Annotated in this window: 1 pseudogene; it reads left to right on the top strand. The window is 66.4% G+C overall.

From position 1 onward, the window contains the following. Positions 1-336: pseudogene (locus tag EOS_RS42880) on the top strand (dihydroxy-acid dehydratase domain-containing protein); the annotation flags it as partial.

Raw genomic sequence — 336 nt, 5'->3', positions numbered from 1 at the left:
AAGGCCACGGCGATCGACCCGTCGGTGGTGGGCGAAGATGGCGTATACCACCACACCGGCCGGGTGCGGGTGTTTGTCTCGGAAGCGCAGGCGATCAAGGCGATCAAGCGGGAAGAGATTGTGCAGGGCGATATCATGGTGGTGATCGGCGGCGGGCCGTCCGGCACCGGCATGGAAGAGACCTACCAGCTCACCTCCGCGCTAAAGCATATCTCGTGGGGCAAGACGGTGTCGCTCATCACCGATGCGCGCTTCTCGGGCGTGTCGACGGGCGCCTGCTTCGGCCACGTGTCGCCGGAGGCGCTGGCGGGCGGGCCGATTGGCAAGCTGCGCGAT

Origin of the sequence: Caballeronia mineralivorans PML1(12) (assembly GCF_001028175.1) — a bacterium.
Lineage (GTDB): Bacteria > Pseudomonadota > Gammaproteobacteria > Burkholderiales > Burkholderiaceae > Caballeronia > Caballeronia mineralivorans.
This window is presented reverse-complemented; position numbering and strand designations above follow the sequence as displayed.